Here is a 17069-nt window from a genome sequence, read left to right as displayed (position 1 = left end):
AGCAGACATGCCGACTTGGCTCGATTACATGGGGATTGCGGATCAGCAGCGCTACGCGCAGCAGGATCAGCAGATGCGTCTGCTGCAGTTCCAGCAGTTCCAGCAGGACCGTCAACGTCAGCAGGCAGCTATGAGCGCTGCCGGAAACGCGTTACCGCAACTGATCGGACAGCAACAACCGCAACAGCTTCCGCCACCTCCTCAAACGCCACCGCCGGGTCAGTCTTCCCAACCCATGATGCAGGCCGCACCACAGGGCGGTGGCACGCCCCTGCCTCCAGGTATGCCGGGCCAGGTGCCGCGGCCCCCTTTGCCACAAGGCGGACCACAAGGGCAGATGCCTCAGGCGGGTTTGCCTCCGTTCCGGCCGCTACCAACTTCTGCATCTCCGGCGCAGGCTTCGCCGGGGGCTATTCCGTCGCCGCCTGCCGCTCCGCAGCCAGGCGCGCAACAGCCCGCAGGCGGTCCACTCTCGCTCCAGAGCGCGATCAAGGTGCTGCAGGATCAGGGCCTGAGTGGCGCGGATCTGATGACCGGATTGCAGCAGCTTCAGCCGGTGCTGGATAGCCAGGCGAAAGCGCAGGCCGCGCAGCTGCAGCAGCAGTTCGCGAACGAGCTGAAGATCCAGCAGGTGCAGGATCGGCACGACCAGTTACAGGAGAGGATCCGTGAAGCTGACCAGAGATCAGAAGATCGTGCGCTCGATCGTCAGGACCGCGCGCAGGCGCGCGTTGAGTCGAATGCTCTACGTGCTGAATCAATTGCTCTGCGCAAGCAGGTAATCGCGTCGACGAACGGTGACGATGCGAAGTTCTCGCCGGACGATCTGAAGTTCCTCGCGCAACAGGCGCGCGCTGGCGACACCTCGGTGTACCAGAACCTCGGGCGCGGCGCGCAGGGCGCGAAGAATATCATCGCGCTTCGGCGCGAGGTGATGAAACAGGAAACGGAAGCCGGCGGCACCGGCGCCGATGTGGCTGCAGCCAACGCAGGGTTCCAGGGCGAAAAGGCCGCGGCGCGCACCGGTGCAACCAAGGCAGCGAACGTCGGTATGGCCGTCACCGAAGCGCAGCAGACATTCCCGCTCGTTCGCCAGGCATCGGCCGCGTTACCACGCACCGAGTTCCCCGGCGTGAACAGGGCGCTGCAGGCCGCACAGACTGGCACAGGCGACCCGCGCGTGGTCGCGCTTGGCACGGCGCTTAATACCTCGGTCAATGCCTACGCACGCGCGATCAGCCCGAGCGGCACGCCGACCGTGTCCGATAAGGAGCATGCGCGTGAATTGCTCTCGACCGCCAGCACGCCGGAGCAATTGAACGCAGTGCTGAGCATGATGGAAAAGGAAATGTCTGCCGCTTCGAAGGCACCAACGGAGGTGATGAATCGCCAGAAGGCGCGCATCTCAGGTCGTGACACGCCAACGGCATCCGACACCGGTACGCCAGTGCGCGTGTCATCCGACGCCGAGTACAACAATCTGCCGTCGGGTGCTGAGTTCATTGCACCGGATGGTTCGCACCGGAAAAAACCTTAATGGGCTGGAAAGACGCACCGCTAGTCGATTCGGGGGCCGCCATCACTAAGGCCGCGTGGGAAAGTGCGCCTCTTGTTAGCGCAACTACGCCTTCGGCTAATCCTGCTGCGCCGGCGCAACCGCTGCAAAGCATGGCTGGTTTCGTCGGCGGCAATCTCGCCAAGGGCGTAGCGGGTGCTGTCGGTCCGGTCGCAGAGAAAGCGCAAGGCCTGGTTGATTTGCCGGCGAAAGCATTCGACAAGGCGCTCGACATCGTAACGGGTGGCATGTCCGGAAAACAGAAGCCGGTGTCGGCGTTGCCAAAAACAGCGGACAAGATGCCGGTCGGTGACGATGCGCTGCAGTCCGCCATGAAGAAGATGGGCCTCATCGGCGCGTCTGCGGAGCCTCGCACGACCGCTCAGCGCTACGGTGCGGCTGCGCTACAGGCATTGCCCGCAGCTGCTCTACCGGGCGCCGGTGAGGGTGTGCTGGGTCGCGTATTGCCGCAGCTCGGCGGCGCGCTGGGTGGTCAGGCTGGGCAGGACATCGGTGGCGCACCTGGGCGGCTGGCTGGCACGCTGCTCGGCGGCGGTGTTGGTGGTCTCGCGACGACACGTCCTAGCCAGATCTCGCGGCCGCCGCAATCAGAGGCGGCGCGCGCATCTGAATCGTCTGGAATCCCTCTCACGCTCGGGCAGGAAACCGGAAGTTCATCGCTCCAATTCATCGAGAACCGGCTGCGCGAGCTTTTCCCGTCGAAGGGCACCGCGCATGCCGATGAGGCGAAGCAGGTCACGGCCGGCGTCACCCGCGTCAACGAACTGGCCGATCAGCTTAGCAAACAGTCTGTTGCGGATCCCGAAGCCATCGGTAACGGGTTGCGGTCCGCGTACGTCGATACTGTCGGCAAGATCGCCGATCAGCGTGACAAGCAGGCATCGGTCGATTACGGAAAGGTGCGCTCACTGGCCGGTACGAAACCCGTCATCAAATACCAGAACGTCACCGACGAGCTGCAGAAGATTATCGAAGAGAACAAGAACGTGCCGGCGGGCGACGCTAAGAAGATCGCAAGCCAGGCGCGCGGTCTCCTGGATCAGCTCACTGAAGCGCAGGCGGGGCAAGCTCCGTCACCGATCGTTCTGCCGTCTGGGCAGCCGGCGCGCTTGCCTACGCCACCGACGCCCAGCGTCAAAACCGCGACCGTGTCGGATGCCATGAAGACACGGTCCGCTTGGGGAAAGGCTGCGCGCCGCACAGGCAACATCTTTTCCGACATCGATCCGAACGCGAATCAGATGCTGGCACGCCGTCTCTTTGGCGCAATCAACAAGGATTTCGACGCGGCGAGCACTGCCGATACGCCGATCGCGAAGGCTCTCAAGGATGCCAACCAGAACTACGCCAAGGCATCCAAGTCGATCGAATTCATCGATCAGTCGGCGTTGGGGAAACTGCTCGGCAAGGACGTGACGGACGCTGCGTTTTCAAATGAGACATTCTCGACCAAGGCGCCCGAGGCAATCGCAAAACGCTACCTGACGATGCAACCGAGCCAGTCGGCGCAGGTGACCGCCATCCTGCGCGAGCATGCCCCTCAGGTGCTGCAGGATGCGAAGTCGTTCGTGTTGCGCAATGGCCTGGAGCAGGCATCAAACAGCGGTCCCGGTGCTTCAGGTATCTCGTTCGCGAAGTTCCGCCGCGAGATGGACAAGGTAGCGCCGAAGCTAGGGGAAATGGGCTTCACGACGAAAGAGATCAAGGATATCAAGGATGTGACCGACACGATGGCGCGCGCTGGCGATCGCACTGGCGCCAATCCGTCGGGGACGACCGCGGCAGGCCATATGCTTGGCACGGCTGCAATCGCACTGGCACATCCTGCAGCTGCGGCTGCCTCGGTCATCACGCCGTACGTCGTGTCCAAAGCCCTGCTCACTGAACCTGGGCGCGAACTGCTTCGCAATGCATACGCAGGAGGAACGCCGGCCGTTCGTAATGCCGCGCTCGGTGCACTGCGTGCGAAGTTTGGGCAGACCGTCACCGGAGCGCCGCAGCAATGAGAATCCTGGCCATTGATGTTGGCTCCAATTGCCTCGACTGGCTGATGCGTTGTCAGGAGTGGGGGCACCAGGTGATGTGGTACGACCAGCCGCGCGCCGATGGCACCGACCGTCACGCGGGTGAGGGCCTTGTGCCGAAAATCCGCAACTACGATGAACTGCGGCGCAAGTGGCTGGGCTGGGCGGATCTGATCTACACGCCGGACAACACGCACTATCTCGACATGCTCGAGCCGTATCGTCGCATCGGCTATCCGATCTTCGGCTGTAACCTCGCAGCCGTGGAGTGGGAGCTTGATCGCGAGGTTGGGCAAAAGGTCATGGAGGAGTGCGGCATGCGCATTATTCCTGGCAAGACTTTCCACGACTATGACTCGGCGATTGCGTACGTGAAGAAAGAGTGCAAGCCGTTCGTATCGAAGCCATCGGGCGACGGTGAGCGCGCGATGTCGTATGTGTCGAACAGCGCCGCGGACATGGTCTACATGCTCAGCCGGTGGAAGAAGATCGACAAATACCGGGCGGCGGCGCGCGCTGACGGCTTCATCATGCAGGAGAAGATCGACGGTATCGAGATGGCCGTCGGCGGTTGGTTCGGGCCGGATGGTTGGTCGGAGGGCTGGGTCGAGAACTGGGAAAACAAGAAATTGATGAACGGTGATCTCGGCGTCAACACCGGAGAGATGGGTACGACCGTTCGTGTGGTGAAGCAATCGAAGCTGGCCGACGAGGTTCTGACGCCGGCCACCGAACACCTGCATCGCATCGGCTATGTGGGCTACGTCGACGTTAACTGCATGATCCCGACCGATGGCAAGGGACCGTTCCCGCTCGAGTGGACAATGCGCGACGGCTGGCCGATCCGCCACAACCTCACGGCGCTGATCGAAAGCGATCCGGCCCAGTGGATGCGGGACAAGCTCGACGGGAAAGATTCCCTCAAGATCAGGATGGACGAGGTCTGCATTTCGGTCCTGATGGCGTTGCCCGATTTCCCGTATTCGAAGATCACGAACAAGGAACTTTGCGGCATCCCGATATACGGCGCCGAGGATATGGAGCACATCCATTTTTCCGAAGTGATGATGGGCGTCGCACCGCGCGAGGTGAACGGCAAGGTGGTCGATCTGCCGGGCCCGGTCACCGCCGGCGACTATGTGCTGATCACTACCGGAACAGGCGAGACGATCACTGGCGCCCGCCGCTCTGCCTATAGCGCGATCAAGAAGGTGAAGATCCCGAACAGCCCGTTCTATCGGACAGACATTGGGGTGGGGCGCCTGCAAAAGCAACTGCCTGACCTGCAGCGCATGGGCTATGCCAAAGGACTGAGCTACTGATATGAAGCGGTCATATCGTGCCGGCCTGATCTCAGAACAGGCGATCAAGGAAGCACTGGCCGAGGCCAAGGGAGACATCTTCCTGGCCTCCTGCTCGCTCGACTGCACGGCCCAGGAACTGGATCGCTACATCCGTGCATCAGCCGAGTTACAGAACTTCGCTGCGGCGATCGAGAAGGTCAAGATTGATCCCGCTTATTCCCGCATGAGCGCGGAGCAGTTCGAGAATGAGCTTGCCGATCTGACGCGTGCGTATCGCGTCGTAGGTATCGAGGAGCTTCATGATCTCGCGACGATGGATCACAAAGACAGCGCTGCGATGGCGAAGGTCAAGCTTCAGGCCGCCATTGCATTGCGTGGTGGCCAGCAGCAGGCTGGCGGTGATCGTGAGATAGAGCACGCGCTGTCCGAGCTCAACCAGCTCTACCACCAGAACGCGCCACGCATCAAAGAGATCCGCCAGACGGTCATCAAGCTTGAAGATGGTCGGGAAGCGACTCAACGAGTGATCGAACTGCAGCCAGATCAGCAATAGCGGCGGCGCGCTTGCGCTCAAGGCGTTCCCAGTCCGGCTCCGTGTCCGGATAGCGCTGATACTTCTCCAGCGCGATGTGCCCGAGCCGCGCCATTTCCTTGACCGCAGCTCGGTGCCCAGCCTCGCGGACTTCTTTTTTGTTGGCGCAGCGGCCCGCACCGATCCACTTCCACGCGTCCATGAAACCGACGAACTCTGGCGCGAGTCTTGGTTTGATCTGCCACTCCTCGACCGGCTTTAGGCCTTTGCGCATGTACATCACATGCTGCTTTGGCAGGTCGACGGCTTCGGCAAGTTCCGCATCCGTTAGCCGCGCGCCGCGGCACTCCGTCCATAGCTTCTGCAGGACGGTGGTCGGCGGCGTACGCAGATCTACACACTGTTCATGTACACGCCACGTGTGCGGCCGAGGCACGACCGAGTACTCGGCGATGTGCACTACCGATTTCGTAAGGCGATCCATGGTCAGGGGGCATTCGACGAATAGCAGTACGTCCGCCGCGCCGGCCCGGTCAGAGTATGTGTACCGATCGAGCAGCACGCCGCCGGTGGCGCGCCAGCGGGTCAACTGCGAAGCCGTCGCGCGATCCCACCATGCCCAAAGATAGACGGGAAGGTCCGCGATCGTGCTGCTCCTGAAGAAAACCGGCTTGATGGTCGTGTAGCCACGGTTCACCAGGACGTGCGTGAACTCTTCGTGAGACTTGCGGATCGACAGAGCGATGTCGGAAGTCGCGAACAACTTCATTGCTGGGCGGATGCCGGGCATGGTGGCGCGGTTGGGCTAGTCGTTTCGCACGGGCGCAACTGCGGACCGATGGACGGTACGTACTTTGGTGTCGGCGACGGGTTGTCGGAACCGCCACCACCGCAGGCGGAAAGGACTACTAAAGTCCAGAGAATCACGATCGTTTTCATGGTCGTCCTTTCTACATCGGTCGGGGACCAGTTGGTAGATCGCGGACTGGTCGGTTTGCCTCGATGGTGGGAGGCTTACGCTGCAGCGGCGATCAGATAATCCGCCCAATGCTGCATCATTTTCCTGCGTTCCGGCAGATACTCAGCGTGCACGTACGCCGCCGTGACCTGATTGCGCTCGGCGTGCGCGAGTTGCCTGTCGACAACGTCGCGGTTATAGCCAAGTTCGCGCAGCACGGTGGCGGCGAGCCCGCGGAAGCCATGACCGGTCATTCTGGATTTGTAGCCCATGCGATACAGCGCAAAGAGCATGGTGTTGTTCGAGATGGGTTTGCGGCCCTGCACGCTGTAGAACACGTAGCGCTCGTGGCCGTTCAGTTTGCGAAGCTCCGCCAGCACCTCGATCGCCTGACTGGACAGCGGCACGATGTGCGGGTCGCGCATTTTCATGCGCTCGGCCGGGATGCGCCACTCTGCCGCCTTCTCATCGAACTCGTCCCACTCGGCCTGAATCAGTTCGGTCGTTCGGACAAAGGTGAGCGCCATCAACCGAAGTGCCAGCCGTGTGATGATGTCGCCCTGATACTCAGCGATGTCGCGCATGAGTTGGGGGATCTCTACCGGCTTCACGCGCGCCATGTGTTTGACGCCAGCGCCTTTCTTCAGCACCGTCTCCGTATCAATATCGGCAGCAGGATTTCGGGCGCACCGGCCGGTCATGATCCCGTACTGGAAAACGGCGCGGGACCGCTGGAGAACCCGCTTGGCAGTCTCACGTACACCGCGCGACTCAACCGTGCGCAGAATTTCGAGCATCTGCGGCGCGTCGATGTCCCGGATTGGTTTGTTACCAATCCTGGGAAAAACGTCGACCTCCAACGAGTTGATCACCTTTCCGGCGTAGATCTCGCTCCAGCCGTCTTTCTGGTTCGCGAACCATTCGCGGGCGACGATTTCGAACGATGAAGCCGCTTCGATGGCCTTTTCGCGCTTGACCTGTTGCTTCTGGGCGGACGGATCGATGCCGGCTGAGATCTGTTTCCGGGCGGCAATGCAGGCGTCGCGCGCTTCAGCCAGGGAGACTTCAGGGTAAACACCGAAAGAGGCGGTTTTCTCTTTTTCGCCGATCCGATATTTCATCCGCCAGTATCGCGACCCATTCGGCATGACCTGCAGGTAGAGGCCCTTGCCGTCGGCCAGTCGATAGGGCTGATCGGCAGGCTTGGCTTTCTTGACCTGCAGCTCGCTTAGCGGGGGTATCAGTTTAGGCATGGTTTTGGGGGTATCGCGTTTGGGGGTATTCGGCGATAGTCCCACCTGTACCCCCAAAGCCAACTGGTAGTAGTTGGTAATCTGTGGGCAATGATGGCAGCTAGGAACCCCGCCACGCAAGGCTATGCGCGGTTATGGAATTCCTATTTTGGAGGTATTGGGAGAAGATGGGAAGGTCTTTGGTCCCCCTGACAGGAATCGAACCTGTATCTAGCGCTTAGGAGGCACTTGTTCTATCCATTGAACTACAGGGAGATGGATAATTTCAATGGGAAGATCGAAACCTTGCTGCTATTGGTTTCTGCCTTATCCCGTGGGCGTTCCCGGCTTTTTTGCTCCACCCTAAATGAAGCGCCGTGACTGCCTGTGAACCCCAGTTTATAGCAGTCTCTGCTACACTTTTGCTACAAATCGACCCTGTAGCAGTCGAAAGTGATCTGGCACTGCTACAGTTTCTGAGCGGGGTAAAACATGGCTTCAATCCTGCCAGTCGGCAGTCGCTGGCGTGCCCAGGTGCGCAAGCGAGGGCAGAGTATAGCAAAAACGTTCAAAACGAAAGGCGCTGCCGAGGCTTGGGCGCGCGCCAAGGAAGTCGAGATCGACAACGGCCAGAATGCGGTCGACTTGGCTACAGTCAAGGTCGGCGAGCTCGTCAGGAAATACCGCGAAGCGCGCGCAGAATCCGGCCGGCCGGTCACGGAAAAGTCGAACGAGGACTACATCCTGAAGCGACTGGAAGATGCGTTTGAAAGTGACTTTGCAGCGAAACTCTCGACACAACGTATCGTCAAGTTTGCGCAGGATCGTAGAAAAGCCGGTGCCGGTGGCTATACCGTCGACATGGATATCTCGAAACTCGGCACCGTCCTGCGCCACATGGGGTCATTGCTCGAGTTGACGCTGCCCGATGCGATCGGTACGGCTCGCCCCACGCTCCACCATCTGCGCCTGATCGAAGCCGGCGGCAAGCGTGAGCGCCGACCAACACCCGAAGAAATCGAGAAAATCTTTGCGTGGTTCGCCGAGCATCCGGAGCGTCAACAGGCGATGCCGGATCTGTTACGCGTCGCCATGCAGTGTGCGTTCCGCCGTGGCGAGCTGTTCAACCTGCGCTGGGATGATATCGACGCCGAGAATCACCTCGCGCTGGTGCGCGATCGCAAGCATCCCCGGCAGAAGGTCGGTAACAACGAATGGATCCCGCTGATTGGCGACGCGTTCGAAGTCATCATGCGGCAACCGCGTTACCCGGTGCCGCCGGAATACACTGAGAAGCGCAAGGCAGATCCGGAGACGCCACCGCACAGGAATGACCACATTTTCCGGTTCGACAAGGGGACTGCCAGCAAGTATTTCAAGCAGGCTTGCGATGCGAAGGGGATTGTGGATTTGCATCTGCATGATCTGCGGCACGAGGCGACCAGTGCGTTGTTCGAGGCAGGGTGGCAGATTCCGGAAGTGGCCGCCGTGACGGGGCATAAGGACTGGCGTAACCTGAAGCGGTACACAAACCTGGACCCGGCTCAGGTTGCGAAGAAAGGGCGACTCAAGCTCGTGAAAGTGGCCTGACTGTTTCGTACTAGAATTGATCGCCGGTGAGAGAGCACCGGCTAATCACAGGGGGCAGAGTGAGCGACGATTCTGATTCGGGCAACGCTTTCGACGGCGTGAAGTCCGGTATGGAAGTGGTGGGCCAGGTCATCAAGATGGCCGGCAAGGATGCGCAGGTGAAAGAGGCGGCTTCGAATCTCGGCAAGACTGCGGTCACGCTTACTCGAGCTGTAAACAACGCGTTGTTGCCGCTGGCCGCCATTAACTTCGGGCTCGAAAAAGCGCGTCAGTATTTCACGCAAAGATTTGAGTTGGACCTGAAGGAGACGACGAAAGATATTCCGGAAGATCAACTCATCGAGCCAAAGGCATCTTTGGCAGGTCCGGCGCTACAGGGACTCGCGTTTACTCACGAAGAGCCGGATCTTAAATCGATGTACCTTAGTCTGTTGGCGACCGCTATGGACAAGCGAAGGAGCGATCAAGCTCATCCAGCGTTCGTGGAGATCATCAAGCAGATTGATCCTAGCGAAATTACTCTGCTTCGCACGCTGCTTACGGTGCCAGCGAAGCAACCCATTGTCGAGCTTCGTCATCGACAGGCGAACGGCGGTGGATACATGGTGATGCGGCGTCACTATATGAATCTCACTGATGACGAGACCGGAGCAGAATCGGATTTGCCGAAATTCCCTGCGATGCTGGAAAACTGGATAAGGCTCGGGTTGATGGAGGTCGATTACGCTCAATTCCTTGTGAACGTGCAGGCATACTCATGGGTTGAGCAAAGTGAGCTCTTCAAATCCCTGAAGGCGAGTCTCAAAACTGACGGATCAACGGTAATTTTTCAGCGCGGATTGGTCGGTCCTACCGAGTTCGGAAGCAAGTTTGGTTCTGCGGTCGGTATGCCCAGCAACCTCGTGGTTTTTCAGATACCAGCTGCAGATCCCTCTAACAGCGTTGTTTCTTAGATTCGGACATTGCAGATGTTCGGCAGGACGGTGCCGGTCTGTGCCGAACATCTTTTACGTACTTCATGCGGCCTGCCGGCGAGCCTTATCTGACATCGCGTCAAGGTACTCCGCGACTGCGTCGTAGGCTGCATATCGTGCGGCGCCTTCCTTATACGTCGGAATCGGAAACGTTTCAGCGCTGACCTGATTGCGGATCGTACCTTCTGACATGGCGAGCAGCGTGGCGAGCTGGGCCATCGTTAGGCGTACGCCGAATTTTTCAAGAATATACGCACGGGTCAATAGTCCCATCTCATTCGCTCCCGTTGGCGACCGGCAACGGTCGCACGTGTCCGGTTTTCAGATTTATGAATGCGCCGCACCAGCTAAGTCGGCCATGCCGGAAAAACTCCCACAGAATCCCGAGCGCAGGCGTAACGATCGCCTGATTGATGAAAAGCTCCTGGCGCTCAAGCGCTTCGGCAAGTCCGCAACTCGGCGTGTCGTCTTCGGGCACTGATGTGTCGACCAGTTCGGGTAGCACGTCATACGGCCAGCGCAGCGGGGCGCCGCCAGCGTGCGACGTCGACGGACTAGCGCCGAAAATGACCTGGCCGTCGCTGGCGCGATTGCCTAGGTCCATCACATAGGCCGCGGTGCTTCGCAGCGTCTTTGCCAGCTTCGCGCGTGCCGCTGCACTGTCGACGCAGACGATCGCGATGCTCGCGCCGACGTGGACCAGTTCGCTGGCGCCAGCGTGTAGAGGCCGCGCATGCCAGTCGAGGCCAAAGAACGCATTCAAGCGATGGACCAGCACGATGCTTTTGTGCTGGCCGACGTCGGCCGGGCTGAACATCTGTCGGCCTATGTTTGCCTCGCTCACTGTGTCGCCGTCAAACGCCGTTACGTGCAGGCCGGGATGCCCGAGCGCCGTAAGCGCATGATTCAGCCGGGCGAGACCCGTCAGCATTTGTGAGCCGTTGCCGCCACAACCGATCAGGGTCACATTGACGCGCTTCTCTAGAAAAATCGCGGGCGTAATGTGCGTCATGCTTCGCTCCGCAAGAGTGGAGCTTTTCTCCACCAGAGCGGGCCAAAATCGCGGCCGATCAATGCCGCGCATTCGGCGATCGCGCGACGTGTGGCGCGGCGGCGTTCAGCAAAATCCAGGTCGGGCAGTTTGTCGACGTCAATATCTTCGTGCGTGAAGATCCGCATCGCACCAACGCCGGCCATCGCAGCGACATACTCGTCGTGATGACTCACGTCGACGCGAGCGGCGGCTGCCAGTTTCTGCGAATCGGAGTCGCGCTTAAGCGGATTGAAGGGACGCCACGGTGCGGTAGCGTCGTGGCGCGGCCGCACGTGAACTGCCTCGTGATATCGACGCGTCTCCAGATTCGCTGCGCGCGCTGCATAGTGAATGATGTCAAGTTCGTTCATGCCGGCTCCAGTACCTTGCATACGGCGTCGGCCGGGACTTTCAGTGGCACGAACATGCCCAGCAGGCACAAGCGGAAAGCGACACTCGGCGTTCCGCCTTCGCCAAGGCCACCGAGCACGCCCGAAATCTTCACCTCGCCGGCATCGTCTGCATCGTCCTGCGCACTGAAATAGGCCGCACCGTCGCCGTGACTATGGACGTCGATGGCGAGGCTTTCGTGTGGTGCGAGCGCTGGCCGGTCGAAGGTGATCGAGCCCGGCGTTGAGTTCGATACGTGCAGAGCTTTGTATGCAAGCTTCTGGTTATTCTGGTCCCACACGATCCACGCGGCGTGTTCGTTCGGGAGCGCCGCGCGTGCTTCTTCGGCGAATGCCTGCAGGAATGGGACCGCCGCGCTGAGTCGGCCAAACGTGAGCTCGATCTTTGGTTCGATGTCGCCATAGGGCGGGCGCGGGCCCGCATCGTTGAGTTTCGTGAGCTGATGGATGACGTGCAGCCATGGGCGGCGCACTTCGACGAAAACGCCCTGTGCAGTCATCAGGAATCTGTGGCCAACATCGGCGAGCGGCTGAAACTTGGCGTGTTTGGGTACAGCGACGGTCGGCGCACTGTCAAACAGTGCGACGTCGAGCGGCAGACTTTCGTCATCATCGGCTGCGGCGATCGCTCGTGGGGCAGCGCGCTTCAGTTCCTCGGCGACGCCTTTGGAGAATTCGCTGAGTGCGTTGGCGATGCTTTGTAGTCCATCCTGCGACGCGGTTTGAAATGCGGCGAGCAGCTTGTCCATGATTCAATCCTTTTCTGTGAGATCGTTGATGACGTTCGCGAGCGTGCGTTTCGTGTCAACCAACTGGTGAAGGGGAAACTCGGCACCCTCGAGCAGATCGAGCCACAGGCGCGCGGCGCCGCCGCGTCTGCGTATCAGCTTCTCGGTGTTCGAGTGGGTGAAGCGACTGCGGAAAAATGCGTCTTCATACGGCGCGATGCTGTCGCTGTTGATCGCGTCCGGAGTGTCAACGTTGCCTACGCAGATTTCTCCGCTGTCCCAAACGTTGTAATAGGGGGCCTGATAAAGCTTCGTGTCGGCATCCGGCCGCTCGTTACTGCGGAGTGCGAAAACGGACCAGCTGCGCTTGTTCACGATGAAGACGAGAGGCGGGTGCTTGCATTCGCCGGACTGATTGCCGAGTATTCCGTCGGCTGAAAACCAGACGCGCCGCGTGCACGCGGGCATCCACCATGCCATCGTATTCGGTGCGAGGTAGACGACGCGGTCGTGAACAAAACCTCGATAGCTCGTCCGGTTTGCGGCAAGTTCAGCAAAGTCGGCGAGGCTTTCGAGCGTCATCGGGACTCCCGGTAGCAGCACAGGACGGTCGTCCACAACGCGCGCTCCGTGTTGTGTCGCATAGATCTCGCCATTCGCCGAACGATAAAAGAGCAATGCGGCGTCAAGCTCGAGATCGATGTTTCCGCGGTGGTGAATAACGACGTCGTTCATGCGAATACCCGTACAAGAGTTCTTTGCTGCTCGAATTCCATTGAGCCGAGCAGATCGAGCACACGCTCGGCCGCTGCAGCTAACAGTGCGCTCGCGCGCATCTTCTGCAGCCAGTCGGAAATTGAGCGATCGGAAAGCCGCAGTCCGCTAACTGATGCGGCGGAGATATGGTCACCCTCGGCCGCGTAGTGACCGTAGTCATCGATGATTCGTCCGATAGAGTCATCCTCAGACCAGCGCAGAATCAGCGTGAAGTCGACCAACTCGGCGCCGGCATCGGGCGACGAATGGTCGGCGAACGGGCCGCAGAAACGCAGGACGGTCCAGAGCTCGTCCATTGCGGAAACGACCGCCTGCGCAAAAGCGTCAGGCTTCGCTGCACGCTGTACCTGGGCGCGGGACAGCACGCGCTCTGGTCGTCGGACCCATTTCGGCATCCGGCCGTAAATCTGCTTGTGTGTGACGAAATCGCTCACTTCCGTAAGTTCTTCTTTCGTCTTGACGTCGTGATAGAACAGAGCCTCCCTGAACGCTTCGTCCTCGTCGCTGTGGCCATGCCAGTACGTGTATTCGGCGATGCTGATTGCCATGCGTGTGGTGCACACAAGTGGCAGCATGTCGAGTACGTCGTAAAGCGCAGACAACACGGTCTGGCCGAGTCCGCGTCGTAGGCCTTCCAGGTGCTCGATCGCCGGTCCGATGCAAACCTGCCCGCAACTAAACGGACCTTGATTGGTGCCCAGGAGGGCCCAAACCACGTCGGGATCTGTCTGGCGGCAGCTTTGCCAGTAGCTGCCGTCGAGCGCGCGGTGTTGATCCTGCTCGATCCGCAGGCGCCAATCGAACCTGGTCAGGCTTGCCGTGATCTCCCGCCAGTTGCGCGTCAACGCTTTCGAGCACAGCGCGATCTCCGATGACGGTCGACGCGCGACATCGGCCTCGGCGATAACCCCATTGTCGAGCAGCGAAAGTGCGAATGGCCGGGCGAAGGCGTCACCGCTCTGCACGGTGAAACGCGACGGTATGCCGTCGAGTGATGGCAGCGAAATGGCGTCAAAGCTCATGGCAGCACCGGCATCTGTTCGCGAGGCAGCTGAAGGCGCGGACCGGCGGTGCGGCTGGCTGCGATCTCGCGCAGGCCTTTTGCAAGCTGACCGCCGAGCGCGTCGATCTGTATGCCGGGAATGTCCGGACCACAGAGAGTGCCGCGCAGCAATTCAAGGCGCAATTGATCTAGCGACATCGCGATCAGGCGGCGTATCGAGCGAAGAGAGCCGCGACGAAGGCTATTTCTTCGTCGAGCAACGGACAAACGTGCGCACTCGCGAAGCGGTCGAGTTCTTCGACATATGCGCGGATGGCCGGAGGTAACGGTTTCTCTGTACCCAGGACGGCTTCAATCTTCGCGCGCACGTCAGGCTCGATCGCGGCGTTGGTAACGCCCACGCCGATTCCGGCAATGTAGGTGCGACCGTTGGCCGCGACTTGTGTTTTGATCGTGCCCGTTTCTGATCCCTTGGTGCCAACGGCGCGGCGGAACGTGAACACATTTTTGTTGCCCATGATTTCGGGGCCCTCAATCTCGGCATTGACGATCTCGGGATAGGTGTTCGCGTAAAAATCGCGGACTTGTTCCAGCGTGAAGGCCGCGGATGGGTCAGTCAGCTTTGCGCCGTTGTAGCGAAACTCGCGTTCGAGTGTTTGGGTTTGCATTTGTGTGTCCCTCAGAAAATGTCGACTGCGTCATCACCGGAATTCACGGGCTCGGGCGTAACGGCTGTCGCGGTTGCAGAGGGCTCGCCGGTCGGCTGTTGCGGCGTTCCGCCGTCGAGCTTGGCGGCGTCGATATCGATACCGGGAATCGAAGTCTGGCGCGGGTCGACCGGGGGTGTCTCCTGCGTGACGTCACCGCTTGCTACCGGTGATTGCTTCGCATTTGCGGCGCCGTTCGGTTCGTTGCGAGCCTTGCGGCCGCGGTTGCCCTTGGCGGCAGGCGCAGGCAATGCTGGTGAGGCCTTGTCTCCGTTGGCGGCGCTCGCTGCGCGCGCCTGGTCGAGCACCGATTGCGTGCTCGGTTCGTAAATCGCGACTGCCTCCGCGAAATCGCGATCGAGCTCGTCCGGGGTCGCGAGGATCGACAGCGGATAGAGCGTCTTTTCACCTTTGGCGTCATCCTTCGCGTGCGGTGTGACATTCACGCGCAACTGGTCGCCTTCGGTGGTGATCAATAGGGTGAGCGTCGTTTTCTGAGCGAGCGGGTACAACGAGACAAACAGGGACATTTGCGTTTTCTCCGTGGAGTTGAAGGTCAGTGCTGCTTTGAGCGCCACTCGACAAACGGGCGACGCAGAAGGTTGTGGAAGCGCCTGGCAGCTGCCTCGTCCGTTGCGAGTGCGCGGCGGCTGTCGATCTTGCAGACCGTACGGATGATTGCCGCCGCTTCGTCGGCAGTCAGTTGTTCAACCTCCGTCGCCGACGAAAGCCACTCGCGAAACTTGGGGTCGCGCGGCAGCATGCCGGCGAGCTGGGCGATGTTTGGCATATTGATCTGTCAGGCCGCAAGGCCGTCATAGTTGCGATCGGCGAAATCGTCGTCGCCTGGGTAGCGTCCGGTTCCGTCAACGCGATACCAGCAGAAAAGGGAGCCGCGCCGATGCGGAAACCAATAGCCTTCGCAGTCGCAACGCGTTTTCGTCGTGTTGCGTCGATTCATCCAGTGATCGAGGCGGTATGTGCGTTTGCCGCACACAGTGCAACCCGGCAAGCGGTCGAAATGATCCGGATCTTTGCGCAGGCAACAGCGAGTCGCGCAGTGGCGGCAGTGGACGTGATATCGCATCGTGGTCAGTCGTCGTAGTCGCCACTCGCGCGCCGCTTCACATCGCCTCGCTCCTGTTGCCGGCGCAACTCGCGCGCTTCGCGGGCGCGCGCCGACGACTCGAGAGTGCGGCGCACCTCGGGTCTGGCGATTGCCTGTTCGAAACTGCCGGCCATGTGAAGCAACTGCCATTCAACGCGTAGCAGGTGGGATGGAAGCGAGCTCTTGTGCATGGCGCGCCTCAGATACGGTGAGCCGATACGGGAGCGGCCATGTGCGACTCGTCGTCCAGATTTACGGCGGACATGGCGATGCACACGGCGGCGCTGATCAGGCAGATCAGCCACAAAGGCATGGGTTTCTTTGTTGGTCGCATCAAAGGACCCCCGCGCGGAACGCGACGCAGAGATACCAGAGTCCGCCGATTACAACGGCAGTCGCGGCGCAGGAGACACCGAATCTGCCTTGAAGGCGGCAGGCCGCAAGCAGATCGTTGTCACAAGCGGGGCGGTTCATCCCGCACCCAGTCGCACTGGCAAACCGCGCGAGCGATTTTTGGGCGGCTCCGGTCCTCAGGTGGATGTAGCGTTGGCTTTTCATCGCGTGCTCACAGATTGATCACGGCGCAAGTATCCGCCCTCGGATTATTTGTTGTCAATCCATACTCGGATATTTTTTCTGATAAAAAGGTAAGTCGGCGCTTCTCAGGCGAAAGGAGGCGCCGGAATTTACCGTGCGCGGATACCTAGGAGCGCCGTCTAGTCAACAGGCAGGCGCTCACTTGCGCGACCAGGGAGAGGGCGGCATCGATCCACGCTATGTCATTGATGTAGGTGACTGCGATGAATAGAAGGGGGATGAACGTGGTGAGGCTTGCCTGGCCGAGTTCGCTCCGGCGCCGTTCTGAACACGCGCGGCTATGCCGCCGAAGACGTGTGGTGGCGGCCTCAAGCCCGTCTGTCAACGCTGGGATGAATTCGGGTTCGACGTCTGCCGCCAGCATGTCAACCGTTCCGTCTGCCCGCAGCGACACAAGCACGGCGGCCACGGGCGCGGACGTCGGAGCGTCGAGGTGTTCGACCAGCGTCCGGCGCACGGACGCGCGCCGAATCTCTGTAAGGTGGCCGGCGTCCGCCGCCGAAAGGCGTGTTTCGT

The 17069-nt window shown here is 60.3% G+C and carries 20 protein-coding genes and 1 tRNA gene; 6 read left to right on the top strand and 15 right to left on the bottom strand.

Annotated features, from left to right (window positions below; all coding sequences use genetic code 11):
* Nucleotides 1–7: 7 nt before the first annotated feature.
* Genes ACUN0E_RS36580 through ACUN0E_RS36565 form a run of 4 tightly spaced genes read left to right on the top strand, consistent with a single transcriptional unit; the run spans nucleotide 8 to nucleotide 5457 of the window.
* A complete protein-coding gene (locus ACUN0E_RS36580) occupies nucleotides 8–1537 on the top strand; it encodes a hypothetical protein (protein ID WP_445569660.1) in 1530 nt (509 codons plus the stop codon).
* A complete protein-coding gene (locus ACUN0E_RS36575) occupies nucleotides 1537–3582 on the top strand; it encodes a hypothetical protein (RefSeq protein ID WP_445569659.1) in 2046 nt (681 codons plus the stop codon). The genes ACUN0E_RS36580 and ACUN0E_RS36575 overlap by 1 nt, the downstream gene beginning before the upstream one ends.
* Nucleotides 3579–4922 (top strand): hypothetical protein, encoded by a 1344-nt coding sequence (locus tag ACUN0E_RS36570; protein WP_445569658.1) that lies wholly within the window; start codon nucleotides 3579–3581, stop codon nucleotides 4920–4922. The genes ACUN0E_RS36575 and ACUN0E_RS36570 overlap by 4 nt, the downstream gene beginning before the upstream one ends.
* A 1-nt stretch (nucleotide 4923) precedes the next feature.
* Nucleotides 4924–5457, top strand: a complete 534-nt coding sequence (locus tag ACUN0E_RS36565; RefSeq protein ID WP_445569657.1) for a hypothetical protein — start codon at nucleotides 4924–4926, stop codon at nucleotides 5455–5457.
* Here ACUN0E_RS36565 and ACUN0E_RS36560 read toward each other — a convergent pair.
* The 3 genes from ACUN0E_RS36560 to ACUN0E_RS36550 all read right to left on the bottom strand — a co-directional run bounded on the left by ACUN0E_RS36560 (nucleotide 5393) and on the right by ACUN0E_RS36550 (nucleotide 7902).
* Complete coding sequence (locus ACUN0E_RS36560) at nucleotides 5393–6205, bottom strand: hypothetical protein (protein WP_445569656.1); 813 nt, start codon at nucleotides 6203–6205, stop codon at nucleotides 5393–5395. The genes ACUN0E_RS36565 and ACUN0E_RS36560 overlap by 65 nt on opposite strands.
* Before the next feature lie 245 nt (nucleotides 6206–6450).
* Nucleotides 6451–7647, bottom strand: coding sequence for a tyrosine-type recombinase/integrase (locus ACUN0E_RS36555; RefSeq protein ID WP_445569655.1), 1197 nt, complete (start codon nucleotides 7645–7647; stop codon nucleotides 6451–6453).
* A gap of 180 nt (nucleotides 7648–7827) precedes the next feature.
* A tRNA-Arg gene (locus tag ACUN0E_RS36550) sits at nucleotides 7828–7902 on the bottom strand.
* 216 nt (nucleotides 7903–8118) lie between these two features.
* On the opposite strand from ACUN0E_RS36550, the gene ACUN0E_RS36545 reads away from it, so the two are divergent.
* Both ACUN0E_RS36545 and ACUN0E_RS36540 read left to right on the top strand, forming a co-directional pair.
* Nucleotides 8119–9216: a site-specific integrase gene (locus ACUN0E_RS36545; protein WP_445569654.1), complete on the top strand. Its 1098-nt coding sequence runs from the start codon at nucleotides 8119–8121 to the stop codon at nucleotides 9214–9216.
* A gap of 59 nt (nucleotides 9217–9275) precedes the next feature.
* Complete coding sequence (locus ACUN0E_RS36540; RefSeq protein WP_445569653.1) at nucleotides 9276–10169, top strand: DUF4393 domain-containing protein; 894 nt, start codon at nucleotides 9276–9278, stop codon at nucleotides 10167–10169.
* A 63-nt stretch (nucleotides 10170–10232) separates the two neighbouring features.
* Here the strand turns inward: ACUN0E_RS36540 and ACUN0E_RS36535 are convergent, their stop codons facing one another.
* From ACUN0E_RS36535 to ACUN0E_RS36480, 12 genes are all read right to left on the bottom strand, one after another.
* The gene (locus ACUN0E_RS36535; RefSeq protein WP_445569652.1) at nucleotides 10233–10463 is read right to left on the bottom strand and encodes a hypothetical protein; all 231 of its coding nucleotides are present in this window, start codon (nucleotides 10461–10463) and stop codon (nucleotides 10233–10235) included.
* A 1-nt stretch (nucleotide 10464) separates the two neighbouring features.
* On the bottom strand, nucleotides 10465–11202 hold the full coding sequence (locus tag ACUN0E_RS36530; protein WP_445569651.1) for a PRTRC system ThiF family protein: 738 nt from the start codon (nucleotides 11200–11202) through the stop codon (nucleotides 10465–10467).
* Nucleotides 11199–11594, bottom strand: a complete 396-nt coding sequence (locus ACUN0E_RS36525) for a hypothetical protein (protein WP_445569650.1) — start codon at nucleotides 11592–11594, stop codon at nucleotides 11199–11201. The genes ACUN0E_RS36530 and ACUN0E_RS36525 overlap by 4 nt, the downstream gene beginning before the upstream one ends.
* Nucleotides 11591–12382: a PRTRC system protein A gene (locus ACUN0E_RS36520; protein WP_445569649.1), complete on the bottom strand. Its 792-nt coding sequence runs from the start codon at nucleotides 12380–12382 to the stop codon at nucleotides 11591–11593. Before ACUN0E_RS36520 ends, ACUN0E_RS36525 begins: the two co-directional genes overlap by 4 nt.
* Before the next feature lie 3 nt (nucleotides 12383–12385).
* The gene (locus tag ACUN0E_RS36515; protein WP_445569648.1) at nucleotides 12386–13096 is read right to left on the bottom strand and encodes a PRTRC system protein B; all 711 of its coding nucleotides are present in this window, start codon (nucleotides 13094–13096) and stop codon (nucleotides 12386–12388) included.
* On the bottom strand, nucleotides 13093–14160 hold the full coding sequence (locus ACUN0E_RS36510; protein ID WP_445569647.1) for a PRTRC system protein F: 1068 nt from the start codon (nucleotides 14158–14160) through the stop codon (nucleotides 13093–13095). Before ACUN0E_RS36510 ends, ACUN0E_RS36515 begins: the two co-directional genes overlap by 4 nt.
* Nucleotides 14157–14339, bottom strand: a complete 183-nt coding sequence (locus tag ACUN0E_RS36505; RefSeq protein ID WP_445569646.1) for a hypothetical protein — start codon at nucleotides 14337–14339, stop codon at nucleotides 14157–14159. The genes ACUN0E_RS36510 and ACUN0E_RS36505 overlap by 4 nt, the downstream gene beginning before the upstream one ends.
* Before the next feature lie 5 nt (nucleotides 14340–14344).
* Nucleotides 14345–14809 carry a PRTRC system protein C gene (locus tag ACUN0E_RS36500; protein WP_445569645.1) on the bottom strand — a complete coding sequence of 155 codons (465 nt, stop codon included), beginning with the start codon at nucleotides 14807–14809 and terminating at the stop codon, nucleotides 14345–14347.
* 11 nt (nucleotides 14810–14820) lie between these two features.
* Nucleotides 14821–15378 (bottom strand): PRTRC system protein E, encoded by a 558-nt coding sequence (locus ACUN0E_RS36495; protein ID WP_445569644.1) that lies wholly within the window; start codon nucleotides 15376–15378, stop codon nucleotides 14821–14823.
* Between the two features lie 26 nt (nucleotides 15379–15404).
* A complete protein-coding gene (locus ACUN0E_RS36490) occupies nucleotides 15405–15638 on the bottom strand; it encodes a hypothetical protein (RefSeq protein ID WP_445569643.1) in 234 nt (77 codons plus the stop codon).
* 302 nt (nucleotides 15639–15940) lie between these two features.
* Nucleotides 15941–16147 (bottom strand): hypothetical protein, encoded by a 207-nt coding sequence (locus ACUN0E_RS36485; protein WP_445569642.1) that lies wholly within the window; start codon nucleotides 16145–16147, stop codon nucleotides 15941–15943.
* Nucleotides 16148–16659: 512 nt separating this feature from the next.
* Nucleotides 16660–17010: a hypothetical protein gene (locus ACUN0E_RS36480; protein WP_445569641.1), complete on the bottom strand. Its 351-nt coding sequence runs from the start codon at nucleotides 17008–17010 to the stop codon at nucleotides 16660–16662.
* Nucleotides 17011–17069 lie beyond the last annotated feature (59 nt).

This window comes from Paraburkholderia sp. D1E, from assembly GCF_052682275.1.
This window is presented reverse-complemented; position numbering and strand designations above follow the sequence as displayed.

Excerpts from the sequence above, each read along its gene's own strand:
- ACUN0E_RS36535 (WP_445569652.1), bottom strand. The coding sequence starts at position 10,463 with ATGGGACTATTGACCCGTGCGTATATTCTTGAAAAATTCGGCGTACGC.
- ACUN0E_RS36555 (WP_445569655.1), bottom strand. The coding sequence starts at position 7,647 with ATGCCTAAACTGATACCCCCGCTAAGCGAGCTGCAGGTCAAGAAAGCC.
- ACUN0E_RS36580 (WP_445569660.1), top strand. The coding sequence starts at position 8 with ATGCCGACTTGGCTCGATTACATGGGGATTGCGGATCAGCAGCGCTAC.
- ACUN0E_RS36520 (WP_445569649.1), bottom strand. The coding sequence starts at position 12,382 with ATGGACAAGCTGCTCGCCGCATTTCAAACCGCGTCGCAGGATGGACTA.
- ACUN0E_RS36495 (WP_445569644.1), bottom strand. The coding sequence starts at position 15,378 with ATGTCCCTGTTTGTCTCGTTGTACCCGCTCGCTCAGAAAACGACGCTC.
- ACUN0E_RS36565 (WP_445569657.1), top strand. The coding sequence starts at position 4,924 with ATGAAGCGGTCATATCGTGCCGGCCTGATCTCAGAACAGGCGATCAAG.
- ACUN0E_RS36530 (WP_445569651.1), bottom strand. The coding sequence starts at position 11,202 with ATGACGCACATTACGCCCGCGATTTTTCTAGAGAAGCGCGTCAATGTG.
- ACUN0E_RS36500 (WP_445569645.1), bottom strand. The coding sequence starts at position 14,809 with ATGCAAACCCAAACACTCGAACGCGAGTTTCGCTACAACGGCGCAAAG.
- ACUN0E_RS36485 (WP_445569642.1), bottom strand. The coding sequence starts at position 16,147 with ATGCACAAGAGCTCGCTTCCATCCCACCTGCTACGCGTTGAATGGCAG.
- ACUN0E_RS36560 (WP_445569656.1), bottom strand. The coding sequence starts at position 6,205 with ATGAAGTTGTTCGCGACTTCCGACATCGCTCTGTCGATCCGCAAGTCT.
- ACUN0E_RS36490 (WP_445569643.1), bottom strand. The coding sequence starts at position 15,638 with ATGCCAAACATCGCCCAGCTCGCCGGCATGCTGCCGCGCGACCCCAAG.
- ACUN0E_RS36545 (WP_445569654.1), top strand. The coding sequence starts at position 8,119 with ATGGCTTCAATCCTGCCAGTCGGCAGTCGCTGGCGTGCCCAGGTGCGC.
- ACUN0E_RS36505 (WP_445569646.1), bottom strand. The coding sequence starts at position 14,339 with ATGTCGCTAGATCAATTGCGCCTTGAATTGCTGCGCGGCACTCTCTGT.
- ACUN0E_RS36570 (WP_445569658.1), top strand. The coding sequence starts at position 3,579 with ATGAGAATCCTGGCCATTGATGTTGGCTCCAATTGCCTCGACTGGCTG.
- ACUN0E_RS36515 (WP_445569648.1), bottom strand. The coding sequence starts at position 13,096 with ATGAACGACGTCGTTATTCACCACCGCGGAAACATCGATCTCGAGCTT.
- ACUN0E_RS36525 (WP_445569650.1), bottom strand. The coding sequence starts at position 11,594 with ATGAACGAACTTGACATCATTCACTATGCAGCGCGCGCAGCGAATCTG.
- ACUN0E_RS36510 (WP_445569647.1), bottom strand. The coding sequence starts at position 14,160 with ATGAGCTTTGACGCCATTTCGCTGCCATCACTCGACGGCATACCGTCG.
- ACUN0E_RS36575 (WP_445569659.1), top strand. The coding sequence starts at position 1,537 with ATGGGCTGGAAAGACGCACCGCTAGTCGATTCGGGGGCCGCCATCACT.